14 protein-coding genes are annotated in these 21637 nt (G+C 69.6%); 9 read left to right on the forward strand and 5 right to left on the reverse strand.

The window, feature by feature from the left end; genetic code table 11:
• Positions 1-53: 53 nt before the first annotated feature.
• Positions 54-1490: a metallophosphoesterase gene (locus tag D7Y04_RS41115; protein WP_121762886.1), complete on the forward strand. Its 1437-nt coding sequence runs from the start codon at positions 54-56 to the stop codon at positions 1488-1490.
• Positions 1491-1497: 7 nt separating this feature from the next.
• On the opposite strand, the gene D7Y04_RS41120 is transcribed toward D7Y04_RS41115, so the two are convergent.
• Positions 1498-3687 carry an RCC1 repeat-containing protein gene (locus D7Y04_RS41120; RefSeq protein WP_199749815.1) on the reverse strand — a complete coding sequence of 730 codons (2190 nt, stop codon included), beginning with the start codon at positions 3685-3687 and terminating at the stop codon, positions 1498-1500.
• 111 nt (positions 3688-3798) lie between these two features.
• Here D7Y04_RS41120 and D7Y04_RS41125 point away from each other — a divergent pair, with 111 nt between their 5' ends.
• Positions 3799-5961: a hypothetical protein gene (locus D7Y04_RS41125; RefSeq protein ID WP_121762887.1), complete on the forward strand. Its 2163-nt coding sequence runs from the start codon at positions 3799-3801 to the stop codon at positions 5959-5961.
• Positions 5962-6016: 55 nt separating this feature from the next.
• Here D7Y04_RS41125 and D7Y04_RS41130 read toward each other — a convergent pair whose 3' ends face one another.
• Positions 6017-7090 (reverse strand): hypothetical protein, encoded by a 1074-nt coding sequence (locus D7Y04_RS41130; RefSeq protein ID WP_121762888.1) that lies wholly within the window; start codon positions 7088-7090, stop codon positions 6017-6019.
• A gap of 159 nt (positions 7091-7249) precedes the next feature.
• Between D7Y04_RS41130 and D7Y04_RS41135 the strand changes: the two genes are divergently transcribed.
• On the forward strand, positions 7250-7732 hold the full coding sequence (locus tag D7Y04_RS41135) for a hypothetical protein (protein WP_121762889.1): 483 nt from the start codon (positions 7250-7252) through the stop codon (positions 7730-7732).
• Between the two features lie 147 nt (positions 7733-7879).
• Positions 7880-9412: an ATP-binding protein gene (locus tag D7Y04_RS41140; protein WP_121762890.1), complete on the forward strand. Its 1533-nt coding sequence runs from the start codon at positions 7880-7882 to the stop codon at positions 9410-9412.
• A gap of 10 nt (positions 9413-9422) precedes the next feature.
• Here the strand turns inward: D7Y04_RS41140 and D7Y04_RS41145 are convergent, their stop codons facing one another.
• Complete coding sequence (locus D7Y04_RS41145) at positions 9423-11966, reverse strand: hypothetical protein (RefSeq protein WP_121762891.1); 2544 nt, start codon at positions 11964-11966, stop codon at positions 9423-9425.
• 303 nt (positions 11967-12269) lie between these two features.
• Here D7Y04_RS41145 and D7Y04_RS46115 point away from each other — a divergent pair, with 303 nt between their 5' ends.
• Both D7Y04_RS46115 and D7Y04_RS41155 read left to right on the forward strand, forming a co-directional pair.
• Entirely contained in the window at positions 12270-12704 is a 435-nt protein-coding gene (locus D7Y04_RS46115; RefSeq protein ID WP_217277931.1) for a cupin domain-containing protein, read from the forward strand.
• 170 nt (positions 12705-12874) lie between these two features.
• A complete protein-coding gene (locus tag D7Y04_RS41155; RefSeq protein ID WP_121762892.1) occupies positions 12875-13774 on the forward strand; it encodes an MBL fold metallo-hydrolase in 900 nt (299 codons plus the stop codon).
• Positions 13775-13780: 6 nt separating this feature from the next.
• On the opposite strand, the gene D7Y04_RS41160 is transcribed toward D7Y04_RS41155, so the two are convergent.
• Positions 13781-16051, reverse strand: a complete 2271-nt coding sequence (locus tag D7Y04_RS41160) for an ATP-binding protein (RefSeq protein WP_121762893.1) — start codon at positions 16049-16051, stop codon at positions 13781-13783.
• Between the two features lie 271 nt (positions 16052-16322).
• Between D7Y04_RS41160 and D7Y04_RS41165 the strand changes: the two genes are divergently transcribed.
• The 3 genes from D7Y04_RS41165 (at position 16323) to D7Y04_RS41175 (ending at position 21068) form a co-directional block, all read left to right on the forward strand.
• A complete protein-coding gene (locus D7Y04_RS41165; protein ID WP_121762894.1) occupies positions 16323-18551 on the forward strand; it encodes a tryptophan synthase alpha chain in 2229 nt (742 codons plus the stop codon).
• Positions 18552-18705: 154 nt separating this feature from the next.
• The gene (locus D7Y04_RS41170; protein ID WP_120578678.1) at positions 18706-19719 is read left to right on the forward strand and encodes a hypothetical protein; all 1014 of its coding nucleotides are present in this window, start codon (positions 18706-18708) and stop codon (positions 19717-19719) included.
• Positions 19720-19868: 149 nt separating this feature from the next.
• Positions 19869-21068: a peptidylprolyl isomerase gene (locus tag D7Y04_RS41175; RefSeq protein WP_121762895.1), complete on the forward strand. Its 1200-nt coding sequence runs from the start codon at positions 19869-19871 to the stop codon at positions 21066-21068.
• 12 nt (positions 21069-21080) lie between these two features.
• Here the strand turns inward: D7Y04_RS41175 and D7Y04_RS41180 are convergent, their stop codons facing one another.
• Positions 21081-21581, reverse strand: coding sequence for a hypothetical protein (locus D7Y04_RS41180; RefSeq protein WP_120597766.1), 501 nt, complete (start codon positions 21579-21581; stop codon positions 21081-21083).
• Positions 21582-21637: the final 56 nt, after the last annotated feature.

The following is a 21637-nucleotide window of genomic DNA, read 5'->3' on the forward strand; positions in this document are numbered from 1 at the left end:
ATCCCAGCAATTCAATTTTAACTTGAACATCTTGACTTCACTGGGAGCACATCTTGAAGCCTTCTTCCCTCCTCGCGGCCCTGGCCCTGACCGGCGTGCTGTCCGCCTGCGGCCCTGGCGAGGCGCCTGAACCCCAGCACCTGGGTAGCATCACGGCCGCGCTGGATTGCGCCGCGTTCAGCGGCCCCGTGTATCACCGGGTGCGTCCGGCCACGGGCGACAGCCTCCTCACCCTCAATGCGAACGAGGCCGCCAACGCGGCCACCACCTACGGCTACACAGACGACCGGGGCACGCCCTTCAAGGCCGCGAAGTCCTCCGGCACCGGCCTGTCTCCCGTCTACCGGCTCTACAGCCCCAGCCGGGGTGAACACATCGTCACCATCGACGCCACCGAGCGCTCGAACCTCATCGCCTCCGGCTTCACCACCGACGAGGGCGTGGGTTTCTATGCGTCCAAGACGGCGGACGCGTGCCTCGTGCCCGTCTACCGCTTCGACAACCCGGGCCTGAAGAAACACCGCCACGCCGTCACCCAGGCGGAGCGCGACGCGCTCACCGCCGCGGGCTGGACCAATGAGGGCATCCAGTTCTACGCCGCGCCCACCACGGTGGACACGAAGTTCACCTTCGTCGTCATCCCCGACACGCAACAGGAGACCGTCTACGCTCCCACCCGGCTCACCCAGCGCATGCAATGGATCGCCGACAACAAGACGGCCCAGGACATCCGCTTCGTGCTGCACACCGGCGACCTGATGGACTGGGACACGCCCGACCACCTCCACTACCAGCGCGCCAGTGATTCCTACCAGGTGCTCGACACCGCCCAGATTCCCTACGCCATCGCCCTGGGCAACCACGACACGGCGGCCGTGTGCCAGGGCGGCAGCGCGTGCCCCGGCAACGTCAACGCCAACCTGCGCAACACCGCCACCTTCAACACCTACTTCCCGCTGTCCCGCTTCAAGGCCCTGGGCGGCGTGTTCGAGTCCGGCAAGTGCGACAACGCCTACCACACGTTCAACGCGGGCGGCCTGAACTGGCTGGTGTTGAACCTGGAGCTCTGGGCCCGCACGAACGCCGTGAACTGGGCGAAGACCGTGCTGGCCCAGTTCCCCCAGCACAACGTCATCATCATCACCCACTCGCACCTGAACGGCAGCGGCGGCATCGAGCAGTCAAACGGGGGCTACGGCAACAACAGCCCCCAGTATGTGTTCGACAACCTCATCAAGCAGTACGCCAACGTGCGCTTCGTCTTCTCCGGCCACGTGGGCAACGCCGCCTACCGCACCGACACCGGCGTGAACGGCAACACCGTCTACCAGATGCTCAACACGTTCCACGACGGCACCACGAACCCGACACGGCTCGTGGAGGTGGACACCGCCGCCAACACCATCAGCACACGCGTCTACGCGCCCCTGACGAACACGGAGCGCGCGGACGGCGCGAAGGCCTACAGCAACGTGAACTGGGTGCGCTGAAACATCCTCAAGGAACCCGGACGGGACGGGCGATGATTTGCGCCGTCCCGTCCCCCACCTCGCCCATGTAGTTCGAACCCCAGCCACTCACGGTCCCGTCCGTGCGCAGCGCCAGGGAGTGATACTCCCCCGCGGCAAGCTGGGCCGTCCCCAGGAGCCCGGTCGACCGGACGGGAGCAGGTCGCTCGAACCAGGTGCCATCGCCCAGCTGCCCGTTGTTGTTGAGACCCCAGCTCCAGACGGTTCCGTCCGAGCGAAGCACCAGGGCATGGTGCCCTCCCGCCGCCAGCGTCACCCCGTTCGTCAGGCCGGGCACCGGGGTGGGAAAGTACTGGATGACCCGGGGGCCTCCCGACAGATAATCGCCATGGATGTCCCCCCACGCCTGGACCGTGCCATCCAGACGCAGCGCCAGGGAATGAAGACCATCGGCGCTCACCGCCATCACATCCGTCAGGCCTTCAATCCGCGCGGGAATGGGGCGGAGGGAACGGCTGTCATCCCCCAGTTGGCCTGAATAATTGTATCCCCAACCCCAGACGGTCCCATCCGACCGGAGCGCCAGCGCGTGATAGCCCGCCGCCGCCACGGCAACGACGTCCGTCAAACCCAGGACCTGGACGGGTGAGGAACGGGCGACCGTGGTGCCGTCCCCCAGCTGTCCGCACCAGTTATCGCCCCAGGCCCAGACCGTGCCATCGGACCGCAGCGCCACCGAGAAGTTGCCGCCTCCATCCAGGGCTGCCACGTCCGAAAGCCCCAGCACCTGAACGGGGCCAGGGCGGTTCGTCGTGGTGCCATCTCCCAGTTGCCCGAGGCCGTTGCGGCCCCAGGCCCAGACCGTGCCGTCAGCGCCCAGCGCCAGCGTGTGAGCGGCACCTGTCCCCAGGGACATGATGTCCTGGAGGCCTGTCACTCGCGTCGGGACAGCGCTGAAGGCCTCGGGGCTGCTCACGGGCCCCAGTCCATCGAAGCCCCAAACCCAGACGGTTCCATCCGAGCGCAGCGCCACCGAAGACATGTATCCCCCGGCCAGGGAGACGACGTCCGTGAGCCCCGCCACGGGCACCGGGGAGAGCCGCCAGAGGGTCACCCCCAGGCCCAGCTCGCCGCTGCCGCTCCCTCCCCAGGCCCACAGCGAGCCATCGGTTCTCAATGCCAGTGAATAGCGGAGGCCCGCTGAGAGCGCCATGCCGTTCGCCAGCCCTGACACCTGGACGGGCGCGGGCCGCAGCGACAGGGTGCCGTCCCCCAATTGCCCTTCAGCGTTGTCGCCCCACGCCCAGGCCGTGCCATCGGAGCGCAGCGCCAGGGAGTGAAGGGAGCCGGCGGCCAGCGCCGTCACGTTCGTCAGGCCCGCAACCTGGACCGGCGACAGCCGCGAGGTCTGGGTTCCATCCCCCACCTGCCCGTAGGCATTCCATCCCCAGGCCCAGACCGTCCCATCGGTGCGCAGCGCCAGGGAATGGTCCTGGCCCGCGGCCAGCGTCGTCGCGTTCGTCAGGTCCGCGACCTGGACCGGCAGCTCGTGCGAGGTCGCGGAGCCGTCTCCGAGCTGCCCCAAGCCGTTGGCACCCCAGGCCCAGACCGTGCCATCCAGATGCCTCCCCAGGGAGTGCTGGTTGCCCGCGGCCAGCGCCTTCATCTTCGTGAGCCCATACACCTTCACGGGAGAGAGCCGCGAGGTCCGGGTTCCATCCCCCAGTTGCCCGGAGGTGTTGTTCCCCCAGCTCCAGATGGCTCCGTTGTCCAACAGCGCCAGCGAATGGCTGGAGCTCGCCGCGATGGCCACGACGCTCATGAGGCCTGGCACCTGGACGGGCGAGAGGCGCCGGAACCGGGTGCCGTCACCCAGCTGGCCATAGGAATTGCCCCCCCAGGCCCAGACCGTTCCATTGGCGCGCAACACCAGTGAATGACTCCGTCCCGCGGCCACGGCGATGACGTCAGACATTCCAGGCACCCGGGTGGGCGGAAAGGCGTCACTGGTGGCCGTGCCCAGACCCAACTGGCCCACGTCGTTGAGCCCCCAGGCCCACAGCGAGCCATCCCGGTCGACCGCCAGCGAATGCCTCGTCCCCGATGACAGGTGCGTGAAGGGCGGCGTCGCGGGGGCTCCCATCGCGGGTCCGCCCACGAAGGCCAACGCCACGCTCAGTGCAACGACCCACCAGGATGCCTTGAGAAGTTTTCGCATGGACCCAGCATATCCATACAGACTCCGGGTGCGTCAGGAATGTCAGACGGTCATGTCAGGGTATTCGCGTTGGTGGGCACCCCGCCAACGCAGTGATGGAGACATGCCGCGATGATGCAATACCAGACGCGAATCCCCTCCCTCAGCAATGTCACCGCCACCCACTACACCCCCGGAGCGGACCACCTCTACTACACGGATGTCGGCACGGGCGAAGTGTGGTGGATGCCCGTCAACCCCGCCACCCAGCTCGCGTCCCGGAGCCAGGTGGTGGCCAAGGGCCAGCAGCTGAACCTCAACGTCTTCGCCACCACGGACATCCAGTGGGACACCGCTGGCGCCAACCTGCTGGCCAAGAACTTCGCCCGCATCCTGCCGTTGAGCGGCGTCAACTCGCTGGCGGAAATCACCCCCGCGAGCCTGGAGGCCGCCAACTGGGCGTCCGTCTCCAACAACAACTCCCTGCCGGAGAACGGCTCGTCCACCACCGGCCGCTTCTACGCCGTCCGCATCAACTACGCCTCCGAGTACCACTACGCCAAGCTGCGCATCTACAAGCTGGGCACCCAGACGTGGATGGACTGGGTGACCTATACCCTCAGCCCCAATCCCTACCGTGTCGGGGCGGGGCTCACCGACGTGAGAGACCTGGTCGTCTCCGAATATGAGACGGCCCTGTACGTCACCGCCTATGACGCGAGCAGCGGACAACACAGCGTCCTCTCCTCGCCCCGGACGAGCAACGCGCTCAGCCCCTACCCCGAGTTCAGCATCCAGCCGCAGCCCATCACCTACCAGATCCTGGATGAGCCGCAGCAGCTGGTGCTGGATGGAGAGTTCGTCTACGTGGTGGATGCCACCACGCTCTGGCGCATCTCCCTCACCACGCAGGAGACGTGGCCCGTGGTGACGGGCTTCTCCAACGGCAAGGGCCTGTTGCTGTCCAGCAGCGGCCCCTCGCTGATGGCCTACATCGCGGAGTCCACCGGCAAGGTCTTCGCCGTGGACATCTCCGACTACGTCGGAGGCCCCACGTCCATCCCGGTGTCCCAGCCGGCCTACCAGCTCACCACCACCCAGCTGGGCTTCCTCGCCTGGGCCAACCCGGAGCGCAGCGCCTTCTACGTCCCGCTGACCGACACGCGGGAGGTGGCGCGCATCGACCTGCTCGCCGGGGGCATCACCACGGAAGGCACCACGCCGACCGCGGCCCCCGGGCCTTCCAGCATCGAGGTCTTCTCCGACAGCACGCTGTACGTGGCCTGCACGACGGAGCTGGGCCGGTTCACCCGTTCCATCACCGTGTCCAACGTGCTGTTGCTGGGCATTGGCCTGATTCCGTTCGGCTACATCAACAACTCCGAACAGAACCCCTCCTCGCCAGGGCAGGACGACGGCAAGGCCAACACCAGCTCCGCGCCCGGCTACTACTTCAGCGGGTACCCCAACCTGCCGTTCGCGGGCGACCTGAGCCTGATGATCAACCACCCGCTGGCCTGGAACAGCGGGGTCCGCTTCTACAGCCTGAAGCTCAAGAACCTGGCCTCGGGGCTCACGCGCTCCATCGTGGACACGTTCTACGACTTCAAGTGGGACGCGGCCGCCGCGCCGCCGCGATTCAACAGCCAGCCCACCGCGTCCACCGCCGGGCTCTTCCCCATCCGAGACCCGGCGGAGCTCTGGTACAACGCCTACCTGGCGGCGCTGGTGAAGACGTCCACCGCGGACAACGGCCACAACGTGCTGCTGGTGGACTTCTACGACGCCAACAAGCAGCCCATTCCGAATGGCGGCTTCTCGCGGCTGCTGTTCGTGGACAACACGCGCTGCGGCGTCCGCCTGGAGCTGCCGCGCGTGGGCTCCAGCACCACGCCTCCCGCGGCCGGCGTCTACCCCGTCCTGGAGTGCGGCTGCCTGGCGTACGTGACCAAGGATGACCTGGTGGAGCTGGACTTCGTGGCGTGGCAGCCCCAGGGCTCGGGCTCCTACAGCCTGCGCGTGTCCGGCGGGGGCGGGAACATCCCGCTGCTCGCGCAGGACGGCACCGTCACCCCGGCGCCGACGCTCGTCAGCAAGACGCGGACGTCCGCCAACAAGGCCATCCGCGTGGGCCACATCCTGGGCAACTGCGACGTGGCGAACGTGACCCTCGCCCTGAACGTGCCCTCGCGAGTCATTGACGGGTTCGGCTGGGTGAACCTGGGCGCCTACACCTCCCGGTCGTTCACGGTCATCAAGGGCCCCATCAGCCACACGCCCTGGACGGAGCCGTAGCCTCCTGACGGCCGGGCCGTGCCTTCCCCAGCGAAGGCACGGCCCCGCCGTGGACTCACGGCTGGTTGGGATTGCCGATGTTCTGGAAGGGATTGAACGTGTAGGTCGTGGAGAACTGCGACGACGGGCTGAAGTAGTACGCGGCCAGCTTCGCCGGGTCCTTGGCGATCTCCCCTCGCAGGATGGGGCCGTCGTTCTGGTCGTCCCAGCCCCAGGGCGCGTTCGCGGAGTTGGTGCCGCAGTTGCCCGCCACCAGCCCGCAGCCGCCGCTGGTGTCACCCCGAAACGTCCCGTCGGAGGAGAACAGCGTGGTCAGGTCACGGCGCGTCCAGAAGCCGTCGGTGGGGCTGAAGATGTCGAGCAGCTTGTAGCGCACGTCCGAGTCCGTGGCGGACGACGGCTGCTCCGCCAGCGTGAGCGACGGGTAGTACTTCACGCCGTCTCCGACGATGTCGTAGTACGGCCACGCCTTGAGGCCGTGGCCCTTGGCCTCCTGCGCGGTGATGGGGTGGAGCTCGCCCTCGAAGGAGGCCATGGACAGCGCGCCGTCAATGGACTCCGACCCCGACCCGAGCGGACTGCCGGACGGCACGAACGAGTAGAAGTCCTTGTGCGCCACCGTCACCGCACCCACGAGCGCGCCGTACTCACTGCCGTCGCGCTTCACGATGATCAGCACGCCCTCGCCGTCGTTCTCGTGCTCGGTGTCGAAGATGGAGTCGGACCAGTCTCGCGGGTGGAAGAACGTGTAGAGCAGGTACCAGTGCGTGGAGGTCTCCACCACGGACTGGTAGGCGTGCGCGGTGAGGGCTCGCGAGCCGGTGTTGTCCCAGTTGTTCGTCCCGCTCCAGTCCCCATCGAAGTCCACGCGGGTGATGAAGTCAGACTTGCCACTCAGCGAATGCGAGCCCGTGACATCCACATCCTGGTAGTGGATGGGCGCCCACCGCTTCGTCAGCGCCGCCCGCGCCGCGGACGAACCCACGCCGTTCAACAGCGCCTGCCGACCCTGAGCGACCAACTCCTCTTCTTCCAACGCGCCCTCACCGCAGGCGGAAAGCAACGTCAGGGCCGTAATGACAGCCGTGAACTTCAGGACAGAGGGAAGACGGCGCAGCGATGACCGCATGGGGGAACCGGCCTTTCCTTGAGAGGGGAAGGCGCTCATCAGACATCACCGTGAACTCTTTGTGAAAGAAGGTTTACTTGAACTTCCTGTCAAACCCGAGTCGCCTTGCGGGTGACCGTTCCGTCCGTGGGGCGGTCATTTCCAGGAAGGTGCTCCGTGATGAACATCCGTTCGTGGCTGGCGCTGTCGACGCTGGGATTGACCCTGTCCGCTCCGCTGGGCGTGGCGCAGCCGCTGTCCAGCTATGTCGACGCCACGTCGTACCTGTCGTCCCAGCCGGAGTACCTGTCGTGGCTGGAGCTGCGCTCGAACCTGAAGGACAACTTCGACGACATCTGTGGAGACACGTTCTGCGAGGGCGACTACAGCAACATCCAGTCGCTGCGCTTCCAGTGTTCCGTCAACAGCGGGACGGGTGTCATTGGCCAGTGCGTCTGGGTGTTCGCCGCGAGCAACGAGGAGCTCAACCCGTCCACGGGTGAATTCTCCGTGCAGACGCAGACCTGGACCTGCCAGAGCCCGCTGGCCAGCGGCACCACGATGGCCTCGCTGCTGACGGCGCTCTCCGGGACCTCGCCCCTCTACGCCACGCTGCCCGGAACCAGCACGACGATCTACGAAGGCCTGGCGGACTGCCTGTAGTCGACGGTCGCCGGCGCACGGCGACGCACCGTCTCCGCGCGTGAACGCAGGGTCCCGGTTCGTACGCCTCACGCGCGAGTGAGGCGTCGGCCCGGAGGGAACCGCGTCGAATGTGGCGGGCCCGGATGATGCAGAGACGGGCCCGCCATGATTCCAGACCTCGCCCGCCTCGCCGCCAGGGGAGAATCCGTCACACTCGAGCTGAAGCGCTCGACCGGTGAATTGCGCGAGGCGATGCACACGCTTTGCGCCTTCGCGAATGGACAGGGAGGCCAGGTGCTGCTGGGCGTGAAGCCTGGCGGAGAGCTCATCGGCCAGCAGGTGAGCGAACAGACCCTGCATGACATCGCGACCGCGCGGGAGCGCTTCGAGCCCCCGCTCGACCTCCACATCCAGAGCGTGGAGGTCGCTTCAGGGCGGAGCGTCCTCGTGCTCACCGTGGGCGGCATCAGCGATTCCGTGCCGTACACCTTCGACGGTCGCGCCTATGAGCGGGTGGGCAACACGACCCGCAAGATGGCGCAGGAACGCTATGAACTGCTGTTGCTGGAACGTGCACACAGCCGCCGTCGCTGGGAGAACCAGGAGGCCGACGAGGTTCCGCTCCAGGAGCTCGACCGCCAGGAGGTGATGCGCATCGTCGAAGCAGCTCGCTCCGCCGGGCGGCTCGTGGGACCGGTGGGACGGGGCCTGCCCGAGCTGCTCGACCGCCTTGGCGTACGCCACAAGGGCAGGCTCCTGCGCGCGGCGGTCGTGCTCTTTGGCAAGACGTTCCTTCCCCACCATCCCCAGTGCGAGCTGCGGATGGCCCGGTTTCGCGGCACCGACAAGACCGAGTTCCTCGACCAACGCAACGTGCGCGGACCGGCCTTCCGGCTGCTTGAGGAAGCCGAGCTGTTCTGCCAGCGCCATTTCCCGTTGGCTGGCCGCATCGAATCGGGCCGCCTGCAGCGCGTCGACCGTCCGCTCATCCCGCCGGATGCGATGCGCGAACTCCTGGTCAACGCCTTCATCCACCGGGACTACAGCATCGCGGGTGGCGCGGTATCGCTCGCCATCTTCGACGACCGCGTGGAGATATGGAGCGCGGGGCGATACCCGATAGGCATCACGCCTGAATCGCTCACACGTCCGCATCTGTCGGTGCAGCGCAATCCCATCATCGCGGAGGTCTTCTACCGTGCCGGCCTCATCGAGAAATGGGGCCGGGGCACGAACCGCGTCGCCGAGATGTGCCGTGCAGCCGGCCTCTCCGCCCCGGAGTTCGCCGAGGTCACGGGCGCCGTGGTCGTCACGCTGCGGGTGAATGTGGGACAGACCCTGGCCGCGGATTGGGGGGTGCTCGCGCTCGATCGAGGGGGAGTTGCCGACGGATTGGGGGGGGTTCCGGACGGATTGGGGGGGGTTCCGGGCCGCCAAGAAATCGACGCGAAGGCGCGTGAAATCATCGAAGAGCTAGGCCCTCGACCCAGAAAGGCAGCCCTGCGCGAGGCCATCATGGCGCTTACTTCGCTTCGGCCCTGGCACCCCACGGAGCTTGCCAAGGCACTGCATTTCAGCCCGGACAAGCTGACGGAGCGGCACCTCAAGGCCATGGTCGAAGAGGGCCTCCTCGAACGGACCCACCCTGATAATCCCGCGCATCCCGCTCAGGCCTACCGGACCACGCGCAGGGGCTGAACCATGGCCGTCAGAAGCTCAGCGTGCCCAGCAGTTCGAAGGTGTTGCGATACACGTGCACCGGCTCCACGACGATGCCCTGCAACCCGTTGTCGCCGGTCAGGTCCTTCACGCCCAATTCGTGGCGCGACAGGATGTAGCCCACGCGCAGTCCTCCATCCACGCCGTGCAGTCCTGGAATGAAGTCCTTCACCAGGATGACGTCCACCCCCGCTCCCAGGTGCAGCGTGTTGGGCCACAGGTTGCGGAAGAAGCCCGGCCGACGCACCCAATACGAGTTCGGGTTCGCCATCCCCTGCCCGTTGATGCTGCCGTCCTCCAACCGGTACCACGTCAGCCCGTAGCCCACCTTCGCGTAGGGCTGGAAGCCGCCTCGCAGGAAGTTGTAGCGAAGACTCCCCGCGTACTCCCACATGTCGAGCTTCGTCCGCAGCTGGAAGACAGACATCCCGTCCGATAGCGGCACGTCCAACCCCAGCGTGCTGCGCGAATGGAACAGCGTGTTCTCCGACGTGAACTTGTCCCCCAGGTAGAAGCTCACCTTGAGCATCACCGACACCGCGGTACTCACTACCGGTCGGACCAGGTCCGGGTCGTTGATGTTGCCGGCGATGGCCGGATCCAACGCCGTGAGCTGTCCGTACCATTCGTCCAACTGCCGGTCGTTGAGCAGCAGCCCCGTGAAGTCGTCTCCCAGCAACTGCACGCCCACCCCCGCTTCCACCGTGAAGCGGCGGCGCGGCAGCCGTTCCTGCGGCGTGTAGACGGGCTGGTGGTTCTCCACCACCGCTCGCACCGGCAACCCCACCACCCGGTAGAGGAAGTCCAACGGCGGCAGCGTGATAAGCAATGCCACCGGCGCGTTGAGGAACCCCAGGTTGTTGGAGAAGTCGTCCTGGACGTCCAGCGGGAAGAACCACGGCAGCTCGCTGGGCACGTACAAGTCGAACCCCGCGCTGGGCGCCGGGCGGTTCCAGCCCTCGTTGAAGGCCGGCCCCACGATGGACAGGTTGCCCATGTCCGAGTGCGCCACCAGCCCCGACAGCGGTGACCTCGCCATGGGGAAGCCCCAGCGCAGGGGCAGGATGAGCCAGGACCACTCGCGCCGCACCTGCCTGTCCACCAGCGCCAGGTCGTAGACGCGCTCCCAGTCCGGCACCAGGTCGATGCGCGACGCCAGGTCGTAGCGCACCACCTCCTCCGGCAGCGGCTTGTCCGGGTGGGTGAGGTACTCCTGGTGGTCGAAGAATTGCCGCACCGCCTCCGTGGAGCCCGCGGGGCCGATATTCTTGAAGACGCCCGGCACCGGGTACGTGGCGTGCGACTCCCGCGCGTGCGGTCCTGGAGATGCCAGCAGCTGCTCCAATCCTTTGGAGTCCGCGCCAATGTATCCGATGGGGTGCGTGTTGATGACCGTCTCCGCCTCGTCCGCCCAGACGTAGCGGCGCACGCGCGCGAGGAGCTTCTTCTCCCCGGGCCGCTCCTCGCCCCGGGCGTCCAGCTGCGCCTGCCATTGCTCTCGGGGCAGGTAGGCATTGGGGCGGGCGAAGTCGAACACCATGCTGTTGTGGTGGAAGAAGTACTCGATGCGCTTCATCACCAGCGGGTCCGCGCCGTCCGCGGTCCAGTCCCCCTGGAGGATGCGTCGCAGCTCCGCTTCCGTCAGCGTGCGCCCCACCGCCGAGCGCGGAGAGACGGCCACCGCGATGTGCTCCCAGTCCCCCTCGTGATTGTTGCCGCCCGCGTTGAAGGGATAGAAGAACCAGTACTGGATGAGCAGCTCGTAGCCGGGCGGCGCCTTCTGCGTGCCCTTCACCGCGTGGATGAACGGGTGCGCGTACACCTTCTCCGTGCCCAGGTAGCGGCGCGCGGGCTGGCCGTCCACCGCGCCCTTGTACGCGGCCATCCACGTCTTCGGGTCGTAGCCGGGGAAGTCGAAATACATCACCGTGAAGGGCGCGCGCTCCGCGTCCACCGCGTCCTGCCGCAGCCGGGGAATGGTGGGGTGGTCCGGGTGGAACTCGCGCAGCAGGCCCACCAACCGGCAGTCATCCCTCGCGTCCTGGCCGGCGGACTCCGTGCGCAGCGTGACTTCCGGCGCGCCGTCCTCAGGGCAGGGCCGGCCCAGGCTGGAGAAGTTGATGGAGTCGCTGCGCATCAACACCGCGCCGGACTTCGCCAGGTCCCAGGTGTCCAGGTTGAGCAACAACCCCCCGGGCTGGTCCCGGAACACCTTGTGGTCGGAGGGAAAGGTGTAGGTGTTCTTCACCATGAACGGCGCGAAGCGGACCGCCAGGGATTGGAGGACCTGAAGGCGCGTGTCATCCACGCCGTCGCGCGGGGCTTCGTCCCGGTAGGCCGGGTCGTTCGGGTCGCCGTAGAGCGACAGGGCGACACTCGCCTCCGTCTGTCTCACGATGCGCGGATACGAAAGCGGCACGTAGCGGAAGTATTCCTCGCGCGTGGGCGGCCCCTCCGCGTGGGCCATGGCCGCCACGAGGAGCACGAACGGCGACAGGGCCCGTGCCGCACGGACCGGAGCGATGTGGCGCATATGGAAGGCGTCCTCTGGAAGCCCCGCGTCGGGACACGCGGCGCCAGGGACGCTAGGGGGCAGCGGCTCCAGACCCTGTCGCCCCCCGGGGCCGCCCGTTCGTCACCGCACGGTGAAATCTCCGGCAGTGGACACCCGGAGTCCGGCATGCCGGCGGAGCAATCCCTATCTTACCGGCGCCATCCGTCGGATACCGGACCGGCCCCCGTGGCAGGGGGTGAAACACAGGCCCTGTTTCTGGCAGAAAGAAAGACAACCCATGAGGGGGTGGGACTGCGTCCCCCCTGAAGGAGTCCCTGTCGCATGAGCACGATTCTCCGGACCCCACCCCTCGCCGGTGGCCGTCCCCCTCGTTGGGATTCTCGCCGCCGTGCCCCGCCTGCCTCCGCGTCACTTCCCCCCGTGGAGAAGGTGAACCTGGCCCACGCCTCCACCGACCTGCCAGCGCCTGGCATTGCCCGGCCCGTGGGCATGCTCCACGGCCAGCCCGTGCACCTGGTGCGGCTGACGGGCACCGGCCCCTGGTGCCGGCACGCCACTGGCGACGCCCTGTTCTTCGTCACCCGGGGAACCCTGCGGGTGGAGTTGCGCGAGCGCACCGTGGAGTTGGAGGAAGGCGAACTGCTCATCGTCCCTCGCGGCGTCGAGCACCGTCCGGTCGCTGACGCGGAAGCGCTGGTGCTGATGTCGGCTCCATCGCTCGAAGGGGAAGCGGCCGGGCAGTCGCCCGTCCCCTGAATGGCGTCCTGACGCCCCCCGGGCGGGCGAGCCCTTGTCCTGCCCGGGCGCGGTGATTCCTCCCACGGAGCCCACGGCGCACTTTTGCCCTGAACGAACGGAAGGGGGCTTCCCGCGTCGGTTCACCCGCCGCCGGACGGCCGCCGCCTTTGATTGGGAGCGGAGCCGCCATGCGCATCCACCACCTGAACTGCACCACGATGTGCCCGCCCGGCCGGCGGCTCATGGATGGGCGGCGAGGCTTCACCGGCCCGGCGGCGCTCACCTGCCACTGTCTGGCGTTGGAGACGCCGCGCGGGCTGGTGCTGGTGGACACCGGCTACGGCCTCAATGACGTGTACGCGCCTCGCGTGCGGCTCAACGGCCTGTTCCGGGACGTGCTCTGCCGCCCCGCCCTGGCGGAGGAGTCCACCGCCATCCGCCAACTGGAACGCATGGGTTTCCAGGCCAGCGACGTGCGCGACATCGTCCTCACGCACCTGGACTTCGACCATGCGGGCGGCCTGGATGACTTCCCCCACGCGCGCGTGCACGTGCTGGCGGACGAGTACCGCGTGGCCACCGCGCAGAAGACCTGGCTGGACCGCGCGCGCTTCCGCCCGATGCAGTGGTCCAAGGAGACGCGGTGGGAGACCTACGTCCCCAACCGGGGTGAAGGCTGGTTCGGCTTCGACTGCGTGCGCGAGCTCACCGGGCTGCCGCCGGAGATTCTGCTGGTGCCGCTCGTGGGCCACACGCTGGGGCACGCGGGCGTGGCCATCGACACCGGAGAAGGGTGGCTGCTGCACGCGGGCGACGCGTATTTCTACCACGGCGAGATGGACCTGGACCGCTACCGGTGCACCGCCGGCCTGCGCGCCTACCAGAAGCTGATGCAGAAGGACGGGTGGATGCGCTGGTACAACCTGCGCCGGCTGCGCGAGCTGGTGCAGCGCCACGGCGAACAGGTGACGGTGTTCTGCGCGCACGACTCGCTGGAGTTCGAGCGGCTGGAGGAGCGCGAGAAGCTGCCCGCGGACTTCCCCATCCAGCCCGGCCTCGTCGCCCCCGTGCCCTCGCTGCACCTCTAGCGGGCGTCACTGCTGGAGCGGAGGAGGCTCCGCCACCGGCGCCTCCTCCATCGGCCGGGGCACGCGCGGCAGGTCCACCGTGAAGGTGGCGCCCCGCCCCGGCACGCTCTCCAGGCGGATGGCGCCGCCGTGCGCCTCCACCAGTTGGCGAGCGATGTAGAGCCCCAACCCGTACCCGGCCTTCGTCCGCGCGGCGCGCTCCCGCTCGAAGCGCTCGAAGACGCGGCGCTGGGCCTCCGGCGCGATGCCCACGCCCTCGTCGCGCACCCGCAGCCGGGAGTGGTCCGCGTCCAGCGCCGACACGGCCACCGTCACCGGGTGGCCCCGGCCGAACTTCAGCGCGTTGGACAAGAGGTTGGTCACCACCCGGTCCAGTCGGATGCGGTCCCACTGCCCCACCTGCCCCTCCTCCACCTCCAGCCGCAGGTCACAGCCCGCCTCCACGGCGGCCTCCGCGAAGCGCTCCACCACCTCGCGCGCCAGCTCCCCCAGGTCCATGGGCGCCGCGTCCAGCAGCCGCTTGCCGGAGGACAGCCGCGACAGGTCCAGCAGGTTGTGGAGCAGCTGTCCCAGCCGCTGGGCCTGACCGCGCGCCACCACCAATCCCTGCCGCACGTCCTCGTCGCGACCTGCCGCTTGCGAGCGCTGCACCTTGCTGAGCAGCAATTGCAGCGTTTGCAAGGGGTTGCCCAGGTCATGCGCTGTGACGGCGATGAGGTCCACCGCCTCGCGCGCCTCTCGCAGGAGCCGCGTGTTCTCCAGGGCCAGCGCCGCGCGGCCGGCCAGCTCCTCCACCAGCACCTGATCCACCTGCGTGAAGCGGCGGTGGCCCCGGGCCGTCATCAGCACGAAGGCGCCCAGCGTGTCGCTCCCCGCGCGCAGGGGCACCACCATGGAGGAACCAATGGCGATGCGCTCGATGAGCAGCCGGTGCTGGTCGGTCTCCGCGGAGGCCGCCAGGTCGTCCATCTCCACCTCCACGTCCATCCGCGAGCGCCCGGTGCGCATCACCTCCCAGACGACCGGAGGCATGCCCGGGCGGGGCGGAAACCGCCGCAAGGCCTCCCACAGACTCGCCTCGCGTTCGGGCTGCACGTGCGTCACCGCTCGGGGCCGCAGCTCGCCCGCGGGAGTGAGCAGGTAGAGGATGCAGCCGTCCGCCACCTCCGGCACCAGCAGCCGCGCCACCTCCGCCGCCGTCAGGTCGGGGTCCAGGGACTGGTGGAAGACGCGGCCGGCCTCCGCCAGCAACTCCTGCACCCGCTCCTGGCGCCGCTGCTCGGTGATGTCGCGCGTCACCACGGAGAAGCCCTGGGGCTCGCCGTCCTCGTCGCGCAACGCGGTGATGGACACCTCCGCCCAGAAGCGCGAGCCGTCCTTGCGCTGCCGCCAGCCCTCCGTGCGCAGCCGCCCCTCCTGGAGGGCCCGGGACAGCTCCCGCTCCGGCTTGCCCGCCGCCGCCTCCTCGGACGTGTAGAAGACGGAGGTGGGCCGGCCGCGGATTTCCGCCTCGCTCCAGCCCTTGATGCGCTCGGCGCCCGGGTTCCAGCTGGCCACCCGTCCGCGCGCGTCCAACAGCACCAGGGCGTAGTCGCGCACGCCCTCCACCAGCGCCTGGAAACGGTGCGCGCTGGCCGCCGCCTCGCGCCGGAGCGGATGGAGCCGGCGGTGGAGCACCCACGCCAGCACCCCCGCGACCGTCAGCCCCAGCAGGCAGGCCAGGAGCAGCAGCGCCGTCTCCCACCGGTTCACCCGCACCGAGGTCCGGTTCTCCAAGGCCAGCCGCTCCTGCACCTTGCGCTCCAGCTGGGCCTGCGCCTCCCGCACCCGCCCATGGGCCCGGGCGAGCCGCTCGCGCGCCTGCTTCTGCTCCTGGGGCGTCGGGGTGTCCATGAGCGCGCGCAGGGCGGTTTCGTGGGCCTGCTCCGCGGCGCGCACCTCCCGCACCCGCGACTGGTCCTCGGGAGCCTCCAGTCGCGCGGCCAGCCGCTCCGCGGTGTCCAGGAAGCGCCGCCGAGCCTGCGCCGTGTCCCGGGAGAGCGACTGCCCGCCCGCCAGCAGCGCGCTGTTGGCCAGGGACACCTTGTCGCTGAAGGCCCGCCCCAGCAGCCCCACTTCCTGCAGGTCCAGCGAGCGCTCCATCACCCGCGACTGCACGGAGGCGCGCGTCAGCAGGAGCGACCCCACGGCCAGGACCAGCAGGACGAGCGCCACCAGGAGGCTCGCCCCGAGCCCCCACCCCTCCTCCTGTCGCGCGCGCCTGAGACCCGCCGCCATGCGTCCTTTCCCCGCTGGCCGCACGTGTCCCTTCGCGCCCCCGCGTCCACTCACGGTGGGGCCCTCCCTCCCTCGCGCCCACCCCCCTCCCTGGCCCGGCCGGTGTCCACCAGTGCGCGCCTTCCCGGCGGGCGGGGTGGGACATTGACGCCTTTTCGACCGCCGGAGACGCACCGGGGCTTGCCGCCGCTTCGCGAGACCCGGGCCGCTCCCCACCCTTGTCCCCAGGGCCCATGGCGCACGGGGCCTTCACGGGCGGCGGGAACGGGGCATGGGGCGGACGGGCGGGCGGCTGGGCTGGGTGTTGCTCCTGGGGCTGTGGACGGCGTGCGGCCGGACGCTGCCGGAGGAGGCGGTCTCCGCCCGGATGGCCTGGCGGCCCCCGTCCCTCTGCGCGCCCATGACGTGTGAGTCCCAGGGGCTGAACTGCGGCTACGCCATCGACGGGTGCGGCGGCACGCTCCACTGTGGCGAGTGCGCGGAAGACCAGGCCTGCGGCGGGGGCGGAGTGCCCAACGTCTGCGGCCCCCAGCCCTGCGTCCCCAGCAGCTGCGAGGCGCGGGGCGCCACCTGCGGGCCGCTCTCGGACGGCTGCGGCGGCGTGCTCGACTGCGGCACGTGCGCGACCCCGGAGGTCTGCGGAGGCGCCGGCGTGCCCAACGCCTGCGGGCCTCCAGCCTGCGTCCCCACCACCTGCGAGGCTTCGGGCAAGAACTGCGGCCAGGTCGCGGACGGCTGTGGCGGGGTGCTCGACTGTGGCGCGTGCGGGCCGGACGAGACGTGCGGCGGAGGCGGCACCGCCAACGTGTGCGGCCGCGCGCCGTGCGTCCCCACCACCTGCGAGGCGCTGGGCAAGAACTGCGGCGCCGTGTCCAACGGCTGCGGCGGGGTGCTCGACTGCGGCGCATGCGGCGAGGGGCTCACCTGCGGCGCGGGCGGCGTGGCCAACGTCTGCGCCGCCCCGCTGTGCCAGGCGGCCACCTGCGCCGCGCTGGGAAAGAGCTGCGGCGAAGTGCTGGACGGCTGCGGCGACGTCCTGGAGTGCGGAGCCTGCGCGGCCGACGCGACCTGCGGCGGCGCGGGTGAGGCCAACGTCTGCGGCGCCGGCACCTGTGTGCCCACGACCTGCGCGGCCCTGGAAGCGAACTGCGGTCGCGTGTCCGACGGCTGCGGCGCGGTGCTGGAGTGCGGAGGCTGCCTCGCGTCCGAGACCTGCGGCGGCGCGGGCGTGCCCAACGTCTGCGGCAAGGCCGCGTGCACGCCGTCCACCTGCGAGGCCCTGGGCAAGAACTGCGGACAGGTCGCGGACGGCTGCGGCGGGACGCTCGATTGCGGCGCGTGCGGCGAGGGACGCACCTGCGGCGCGGGCGGCGTGCCCAACGTCTGCGCGGTCCCGGGATGCCGGCCCGCCACCTGCGGCTTCCTGGGCGCGACGTGCGGCGCGGTGGCGGATGGCTGCGGCGGCACGCTCGACTGCGGTGGGTGCGCGGCGCCGGAGACCTGCGGCGGCACGGGAGTACCCCACGTCTGCGCGCCTCCGGAGCCCGTGTGCGTGGACCGGGACCTGGGCAGCGCGCTGCCCGTGTCGCTGAAGGGCTCCACCGTGGAGGCCCGGGACGACCACGCCGCCTCGTGCGGAGGCGCGGGCGCTCCGGACCGGGGCTACCTGTGGACGGCGCCCCGGGCGGGCACCTTCACCTTCGACACGGCCCGCTCGGCGATACGGTCCGTCATCGCCGTGTACGCGGACGGCTGCGGCGGCGAGGAGCTGGCGTGCGCCACGGGCGGCATCAGCTACGGAGGTGGGGCCCGGGTGGCGGTGACGCTGACACAAGGCCAGCGGGTCCTGGTGACGGTGGACGCCGGGGCCGGCGGGTCCTTCACGCAGGGCGCCTTCGAGCTGCACATCGACGAATTGCGCGCCACCGAGGCCGGCGCCTGCTTCGACGGCATGGACAATGACGGGGACCGCTGGGTGGACTGCGCGGACACCGAGTGCCGCGACGAGCCCCGCTGCAAGGGCCAGGGCTGCGCCCACCACGACCTGGGCAGCGCCCTGCCCGTCACCTTCCAGGGCGAGACGGCCCTCTCCGGCGACGGCTTCCAGGGCACCTGCGGCGCGCTGCTCCAACAGGACCGCGCCCACCTGTGGACGGCGCCCAGGGCCGGCACCTTCGTCTTCGACACCTCGCCCGGCAACGACCCGGACGCGGGCGGCCACGCCCTGTACCTCCTCACCGGCTGCCGGGGCACGGAGCTGGGCTGCGCCGCGCACCCACATCCCACCACCAAGGGCGCCCCGGTGCTGAAGCTCACCCTGGCCCAGGGGCAGTCCGTGCTGGTGGTGGTGGACGGCATGGCCCGGCCGGACCGGGACACCCCCATCCGCTACACCCTCCACGTCACCGAATGGGCTCCGTCCGAGGCCGGCCACTGCCACGACGGCGCGGACAACGACGCGGATGGCCGGGCCGACGACGCGGACCCCGACTGCCGCTGACGTTGACGCGTCGTGCCACAACCAGCGTCACGCACCCACCTTCTCACTACATGTGAGGTGCTACGCAACTGATCGACGGCTCCTGCGATAATCCCCTCAAGACGTTCGCAGCCCTTCCAAACCATTTCCTCGAACTCCGACGAGGGAGCCCCACATGAGCCTGATCGACCGCGCCCGCAGTGCCGTCTCCAACACCATCCGCCAGGTGCAGCAGGACCCCCTCAAGGCGGCGAAGGACATCGGGACGCAGGCGAAGAAGGGCTACGACACCTTCACGAAGGTGAAGACGGCCGTGAAGGACGGCTTCGACAACGTCAAGAGCCTGAAGACGGACGGCTTCAAGGCGACGTTGAAGGGCAACGTCGACAAGATGGTCTCCAAGGCCATGGACCCGAAGACCAAGCTCGACCTCAAGGGCAAGCTGGGCATCGCGGGCAAGGCCTTCGGCACCATCACCAACGCCACGAAGCTGGTGGGCCAGGCCGGCACGGCCATCTCCGACGTGCGCAACGCCGTGCGCTCCGGCAGCAGCGAGGACTGGAACAAGGCGCTGGGCTCCGTCGCCACCGCCGGTAAGACGGCGGTCAGCACCGTCAAGGGTGGCCTCGAGGTTGCCCGCGACGTGAACAAGTTCGGCAGCGCGTACAAGGCCGCCAGCGGCGCCTTCAAGGCCGCGGTCCCGGGCGCTGGCCCCAAGCTGGCCCGCGCCGCCGCCGGTGCCGCCGCCAAGGCCGCCTTCGAGGGTGGTGCTTCCTCCGCCATCAAGAGCGGCGTGCGCTCCGCCCTGAAGACCGCCGTCAGCGAGAGCGGCGTGGCCCTGAAGGCCGCCACGGGCACCGCGACCCGCGCCGCCGCCAAGGCCGCGCTGGCCGAGGGTGGCAAGGCCGCCGCCAAGGCCGGTGCGACCGCCGCCGCCAAGGCCGCCACGGGCACCCTGGCCAAGGCCGCCGGCCGCTTCGCCCCGGGCGCGAACATCGCCATCGCCGCCTTCGACACGGCGAACGCGGTCTCCACCCTGCGCGACCCGAACGCCAGCACCACCGCGAAGGTCACGGGCGTCATCACCGCCGTGGGCTCCATCGCCGCCGCCACCAACATCCCGGTGGTCAGCCAGGTGGGCGCCGCCGTCTCCGCCGTCTCCAGCTTCGTCGGCGGCCTGTTCGGGTAAGCCGTTGAAGTAATTGAAGGGCCCCCGGGCGGAACACGCCCGGGGATGTCCCCGGGGGGTCCTTTTCTGGTAGGCACCGTGGCCGTGTGAGACGCGCACGTTTCAATCCCCTCTGGGACCACGGTCGCTACCTGCCAGGAGGCCCTCCGGTGGCCACGAAGAAGAACCCTCCCGCGAAGCCGTCCGCCGCACCCGCCGCCAAGGCGCCCGGCCCGTCTTCCACCCCGGCGAAGCCGGCGAAGTCCGCCGCCGCCCCCTCCACCCCCAAGCCTCCGGAAGCGCCTGCCGTCCCGGCGCAGACTCCCGTGCATCAGCTGGTGCAGCGGCTGCCCGTGGCGCCCGGCCTGGGCCACCAGGCGGACCTGCCGGTGGTGAAGGCCCCGTCGCTGGAGAACCTGAACATCCGCGTGCCCCAGGGCGAGGACCTCACGGAAGAGGACCTGCTGGAGCGCTTCCACGAGCTGGCCCGCGCGAAGGCGCAGGTCCGTGAGCGCGCCGAAGGCGAAGCCCTGGTCATGGGCGACGACGTGCGGCTGGACATCCTGGGCTACGCCAACGGCCGCCTCATCCCGCTCAGCACCCGCATGGGCTACTGGATGGAGCTGGCACCCCAGGTGATGTTGCCCGGCTTCGCGGAGGTCATCGCGGAAGCCAGCGTGGGTGACAGCGTGGAGGTGGGGCTGGTGCTGCCGGACAACTACCCGGCGGACCAGCTGCGCGGCATGCCGGCGCGCTTCCTGGTGGACGTGCGCGGCGCGCGCCAGGTGAGCATGCCCGACACGGAGTCGGACGCGTTCCTCCAGCAGCTGGGCCGCGGCTCCACCCATGAGGAGGTCATGAGCTCCATCGTCGAGGAGATGGAGAGCGAGATGGCCGACATGCTCTGGGTGGACGCGCGCAACCGGGTGCTGGACGAAATCGTCGCCCGCGCGGACGTCACCGTGCCCAAGGCGCTGGTGGACGAGGAGATCCGCCGCCGCTGGAAGCAGGCGGAGGGCGAGGTGCTGGCGCAGAAGTTCTTCAGCCTGGAGGAGCAGCAGGAGGCGCTGGACGGCTGGCTGCACCACCCGGGCATCCGCGACGACGTGGAGCGCCGCCTCAAGATTGCCCTGGTGCTCCGCGCCATCGCGCAGCGGGACAAGCTCCAGCTCACGCCGCAGGTCACGCTGGAGCTGCTCAAGGAGTCCTCGGAGCCCTTCGGCATTACCGAGGCGCAGCTGCGCGAGTCCATGCTGGACCCGGCCGCGTCCGCGCAGATGACCGACGTCGCGTGGCACCTGCTCGCCGTGGAGCACGTGATGACGCAGGCGAAGGTGACCTTCGAGGGCGCCGAAGCGGGGCTCGCTTAGGGCTGAAAGCGGCTACCCCGCCGGGTTCTTGGGCGCGGGCGGCTCCTGGCCGGGCGCGATGAAGGCCCCGGTCGCGGGGTCTATCTGCCAGGCCGAGTACTGGTGCGTGAGCACGTCGCGCACCTGCCCCTGCTCGTAGCAGACCGAGTACACGACGAAGACCTCGTTCACGAAGTTGGGCCGGCCGTAGCGGTAGCAGTCCTGCTCGCCCTGCTTCTGGAGCGTGAGCGGGTGGCCCAGCAGGCCCCCGACCTCCTGGGTCGTCATCCCCGCGCGCAGCACCTTGATGCCGTGCGGCGTGACGACGGAGAAGGACGTTCCGTTTGCACGCCAAAGGGTGAAGAAGCCCAGGGCGAGCACCACGGGCACCGCCGCGGCCACGAACCAGGTGAAGGTGAAGCGGTTGGACTTCTTCTGGGACCCTGCGCGGAAGGCCGTGAACAGGGCGTCCGGGGACGTGTCCGCCGGGGCACCGTCCGGAATGGCCGGGAAGGAGGAATTGGGAGCGTTCACCCCTCTTGAATGCCGTCAGTGGCCGCCGGATTCAAGCGATGGACTGCCGGGGAGTC

It is taken from the genome of Corallococcus sp. AB038B, from assembly GCF_003668955.1.
GTDB lineage: Bacteria > Myxococcota > Myxococcia > Myxococcales > Myxococcaceae > Corallococcus > Corallococcus exiguus.

Bases quoted from the DNA above. Each gene is read 5' to 3' on its own strand.
- D7Y04_RS41145 (WP_121762891.1), bottom strand. From the start codon at position 11,966: ATGCGCCACATCGCTCCGGTCCGTGCGGCACGGGCCCTGTCGCCGTTC.
- D7Y04_RS41135 (WP_121762889.1), top strand. From the start codon at position 7,250: ATGAACATCCGTTCGTGGCTGGCGCTGTCGACGCTGGGATTGACCCTG.
- D7Y04_RS41120 (WP_199749815.1), bottom strand. From the start codon at position 3,687: ATGCGAAAACTTCTCAAGGCATCCTGGTGGGTCGTTGCACTGAGCGTG.
- D7Y04_RS41160 (WP_121762893.1), bottom strand. From the start codon at position 16,051: ATGGCGGCGGGTCTCAGGCGCGCGCGACAGGAGGAGGGGTGGGGGCTC.
- D7Y04_RS46115 (WP_217277931.1), top strand. From the start codon at position 12,270: ATGAGCACGATTCTCCGGACCCCACCCCTCGCCGGTGGCCGTCCCCCT.
- D7Y04_RS41140 (WP_121762890.1), top strand. From the start codon at position 7,880: ATGATTCCAGACCTCGCCCGCCTCGCCGCCAGGGGAGAATCCGTCACA.
- D7Y04_RS41165 (WP_121762894.1), top strand. From the start codon at position 16,323: ATGGGGCGGACGGGCGGGCGGCTGGGCTGGGTGTTGCTCCTGGGGCTG.
- D7Y04_RS41130 (WP_121762888.1), bottom strand. From the start codon at position 7,090: ATGCGGTCATCGCTGCGCCGTCTTCCCTCTGTCCTGAAGTTCACGGCT.
- D7Y04_RS41170 (WP_120578678.1), top strand. From the start codon at position 18,706: ATGAGCCTGATCGACCGCGCCCGCAGTGCCGTCTCCAACACCATCCGC.
- D7Y04_RS41125 (WP_121762887.1), top strand. From the start codon at position 3,799: ATGATGCAATACCAGACGCGAATCCCCTCCCTCAGCAATGTCACCGCC.
- D7Y04_RS41155 (WP_121762892.1), top strand. From the start codon at position 12,875: ATGCGCATCCACCACCTGAACTGCACCACGATGTGCCCGCCCGGCCGG.